The 3,606-nt window shown below is 54.4% G+C and carries 4 protein-coding genes and 1 riboswitch; of the genes, 1 reads left to right on the forward strand and 3 read right to left on the reverse strand.

All coding sequences use genetic code 11. The annotated features are described in order from the left end of the window. Window positions 1–194 precede the first annotated feature (194 nt). Together QNK41_RS14595 and tesB are read right to left on the reverse strand one after the other, a co-directional pair. Window positions 195–473 carry a hypothetical protein gene (locus tag QNK41_RS14595; protein WP_319258180.1) on the reverse strand — a complete coding sequence of 93 codons (279 nt, stop codon included), beginning with the start codon at window positions 471–473 and terminating at the stop codon, window positions 195–197. A 245-nt stretch (window positions 474–718) separates the two neighbouring features. Beyond that, a riboswitch (cobalamin riboswitch) is annotated at window positions 719–928 on the reverse strand. 19 nt (window positions 929–947) lie between these two features. Then, on the reverse strand, window positions 948–1,838 hold the full coding sequence (gene tesB, locus QNK41_RS14600) for an acyl-CoA thioesterase II (protein WP_319258182.1): 891 nt from the start codon (window positions 1,836–1,838) through the stop codon (window positions 948–950). Window positions 1,839–2,310: 472 nt separating this feature from the next. Between tesB and QNK41_RS14605 the strand changes: the two genes are divergently transcribed. Continuing rightward, window positions 2,311–3,126 carry a DUF3786 domain-containing protein gene (locus QNK41_RS14605; RefSeq protein ID WP_319258184.1) on the forward strand — a complete coding sequence of 272 codons (816 nt, stop codon included), beginning with the start codon at window positions 2,311–2,313 and terminating at the stop codon, window positions 3,124–3,126. A gap of 9 nt (window positions 3,127–3,135) precedes the next feature. Here the strand turns inward: QNK41_RS14605 and QNK41_RS14610 are convergent, their stop codons facing one another. Then, window positions 3,136–3,435, reverse strand: coding sequence for a thioesterase family protein (locus QNK41_RS14610; RefSeq protein WP_319258185.1), 300 nt, complete (start codon window positions 3,433–3,435; stop codon window positions 3,136–3,138). Between the last annotated feature and the right edge of the window lie 171 nt (window positions 3,436–3,606).

A 3,606-nucleotide genomic window follows, 5' to 3' on the forward strand; every position in this document is an offset into this window, starting at 1 on the left:
CAAATCACGGCAAATAGCTGTTCGATAACGATAGAAACCCTCTCAAAAATAGGATCTTAGTTCAAGATCAAGGCGCAACTCGCGTTTCAATCCGCAGGCGCCCGCAGGAAGTGCCCTTGGGGTGAATACTCCTGTATTTTGAGGAATTGAAACAAGAGTTCAACGCAGAGATTGGGCCAACAGACCTTTTTGAGCTAGTCAGAAATATAATAGTCCGGCCCCTTCCCCAGTCCGTCGGGGTGAGCCTTAGTCCGATAGAGCATGACCTCCCTGAACTCGTAAACGGGTTCCTGCGCGTCGGCATCCCCGCCGTGACTCAACGCATAAATTTTTCCATCACTGCGGATTTCATAATCCGCCAGATCCGACCACCCGTCCGGATGGTGGACCGTCCGGTAAAACCTGCCGTCGAAAATTACGTAATCCGGGGTATCCGCCCCGCCGGAGTCCTGTGTTCGGTAAACGTTTGGCATCGGAATCTCCTCTCGTGCAATGGAAGCCATCTCAACCATGTCGGTTGCGGTCGCTTCCTGTTGATTTTTGGAAATCCCGCGTTTCAGGACCGGTCCCGCAGGGTGTAAAAACAAAACAGCCTTTTAAACCTGTTGGTTCAAAAGGCTGCACCCGTTTTCGGCACCCTCTGCCTGCATCGGCCAATGGCAGGTATATTATCGGCCTACAGCATGTGCTTTCACCACAGACATTGAGTCGCCGCAACGCTGGGGTGATCTTACAAGGCAGGTCTTCTGACTCTCCCCGCCCGATTCGACGGCCTTCCCATCCTCACGATCAGAACAGTGGCCATGCGTTCTCGAAACAGTCACCGGATTGTAGATCCGATACGGGGTTACAGCGGCGGGACCGTTCCCGATTCACACGGGATTCCCTATTACGCCCGAAATCGGGCACCTTGCATAGTTTCTTATTTCAAAGGGGTGCCACTGATGTCAATGGCTATCTTTTTGCGGCCGATGGCGAATCAGCCCTTCCTGGGACACAGTGGCCACCAGGCGGCCGGCCTGCGTGAAAATGCGGCCGATGGACAGCCCCCGAGCCCTGGATGCACTGGGGCTTTCCATCGCGTAGAGCAGCCAGTCGTCCATGCGAAAATCCCGGTGAAACCACATGGCGTGATCCAGGCTGGCCATCTGCATCGACGGTTCCCAGAAGGTGTGCCCGTGGGGGTACAGGGAGGTGCCTACCAGATTGAAATCCGATGCATAGGCCAGCAGGTAGTGGTGGACAGCCATTTCATCTGGCAGGAGGTCGATCGCTCGGAACCAGACATATTTTATAGGGATTCTTTTCTCCGGCTTGAACGGATTGATCGGGTTGACGTGGCGGATCTCGATGGGTTTTTTACACAGGATCTTCTCCCGGATGCCTGGGGGAATGTGGTCGGCCAGTTTACGGGCGGTTTCCAACTCTGGCTCCAGCCCGTCGGGTCCCTCAACGTCAGGCATCTCGTCCTGGTGGTCGAAGCCCGGCTCGTCGATCTGGAAAGAAGCCGCCATGGAGAAAATGGCCCGGCCTTTCTGCACGGCCACCACCCGCCGGGTGGTGAAGCTTTTCCCGTCCCGAATGCAGTCCACGGTGTAGGCAATGGGTTTTTTGGCGTCGCCGGCCCGCATGAAATAACCGTGCAGGCTATGGGCTTGCCGTCCGTCGGGGACGGTCTGGGAAGCGGCGGACAGCGCCTGACCCAGGACCTGGCCACCGAATACGCTGCCGAAGCCCAGGTCCTGGCTCTGGCCGCGAAAAATATTTTCTTCGATTTTTTCCAGCTTGAGCAGTTTCAAGAGCTCTTCGAGAACGTTTCCCTGGACGCAGACGGTCATGGTTTTTTCTCCCTGTAAACTCCAGTATTGATTGCCACTATCGATTACCATTAGCCTGCCGGTTTGTCGAATAGTAACCGTTCACAGTCTACAGTTATCGGTTCACGGTTAAGAAAAACAGAAGGCAGAGGATAACAATTTGGTTTTCTTTTGAGGATTTAAAAGTTTGGGAAAAAGCTTGCCGGTTATCAGACCGTCTGTGTAAATTATTAGGCGGTTGCAGCGATTATGGGATGAAATACCAAAGGCTTCAATCTTGGCATAGTTCATTGAAAAACTGTAAACTGTGAACCGATAACTGTGAACAGATGCGTCGAATTCAACCGTTTTGGATGCAACTGTCGCGCGCTGCGTTTTGCGCCTCCCCACCTTTACATCGGGGGTGACAAATTAACCGGTTCCCGTTATAGTGCGGTCTTGTTCAACCAAACGATAAACAGCCTGTCAAGGTCTGCCATCGGGGAGGTCGCCTATGCCGGCACCGAAAAATGCAATGGAAGTTTTTCAGCTTCTGGACAAGTCCAACTGCAGAGACTGCGGCGAGAAAACCTGCCTGGCTTTTGCTGGTGCTGTGTTTCAAGGACACCGGAAAATCAGCGAATGCCCGAAATTGAGTCCTGATGTCATCGAACGCTTTTCCGGAGATCCCACCGACCTGAACACCCTCGAAGAGAACCGGGAAGCCTTCATGGAGATGATGAAGCAGCAGATCTCCCACATCGATCTGTCGTCGGCTGCCGGAAGAACCGGGGGTCGCTCTGAAAACGGCCGCCTGACCCTGAAAATCCTGGGCAAGGATTTCAGCGTTGACGGGCAGGGCAACCTCTATTCGGACATCCACATCAATCCCTGGGTGGCGGCGCCCTTTTTCGATTACGTGATCAACGGAAAAGGCGTTGACCCCACCGGCCAATGGGTTTCTTTCCGGGAACTGAAAAACGGCAAAGACCGATACCCGTTGTTTCAAAAGCGGTGCGAAGAAGCCATGCAACAGGTGGCGGACAGCTACACCGATCTGTTCGACGACCTTGTCCACCTGTTCAGCGGTCGACAGGTGGAGCGGCAGTTCGAATCGGACATCTCCGTGGTGCTCCACCCGCTGCCCAAGGTACCGATAATGATCTGCTACTGGCGCCCGGATGAAGGCCTCGGGTCCAGCCTGAACATTTTCTTCGATAAATCTACCGACCAGAACCTGGATATCGGCTCAGTTTTCTCATTGGGTGCGGGTCTGACCCAGATGTTTCAAAAGCTGGCCCTGAGGCATGGGTTTGCCGAGATTTCCTAGCACCACGCATCACACCGCCTCTTTCTGAACCAGTTTCGCCTCCACGTGGGTGACGGCTTTCCCCGACCGCAGCACGCGAGTATGGATCGAAAAATCATCCGCTCCGACCGGTCCGACGAATGAGATCAGCAGGCTCCGCATCTTACGCGCCGGCGGCACATGGCTTCTCATGGCTTTCAAGGCCAGCGCCCCCACCAGTCCGCCGTATCCGGCCCGGCCTTGCATCCAGTCCGGCGTCAGTTGCAGACGATTGGTATCCGTGGCGCTGTCAACACGTTCCAGCAGCGCCGCAAAAGAAGTATCCGGCATCTCGATGACCTTTCATCTCCGTCTGAAAGTAATTGGTATGTAAAAAATCGGGCCAACCGAACGGTTTTCGGCTGCGATTCCATGGGGATGATCGCGGCTGGAAGCCGCTCCCGAATTCCGAGAATTGACATTATATCGTTTGGATGAGTTGCGCATAGAATCGACAGGCGT

This window comes from Desulfosarcina sp. (assembly GCF_033791525.1).
GTDB lineage: Bacteria > Desulfobacterota > Desulfobacteria > Desulfobacterales > Desulfosarcinaceae > Desulfosarcina.

Bases quoted from the DNA above. Each gene is read 5' to 3' on its own strand.
- QNK41_RS14595 (WP_319258180.1), bottom strand. From the start codon at position 473: ATGCCAAACGTTTACCGAACACAGGACTCCGGCGGGGCGGATACCCCG.
- tesB (WP_319258182.1), bottom strand. From the start codon at position 1,838: ATGACCGTCTGCGTCCAGGGAAACGTTCTCGAAGAGCTCTTGAAACTG.
- QNK41_RS14605 (WP_319258184.1), top strand. From the start codon at position 2,311: ATGCCGGCACCGAAAAATGCAATGGAAGTTTTTCAGCTTCTGGACAAG.
- QNK41_RS14610 (WP_319258185.1), bottom strand. From the start codon at position 3,435: ATGCCGGATACTTCTTTTGCGGCGCTGCTGGAACGTGTTGACAGCGCC.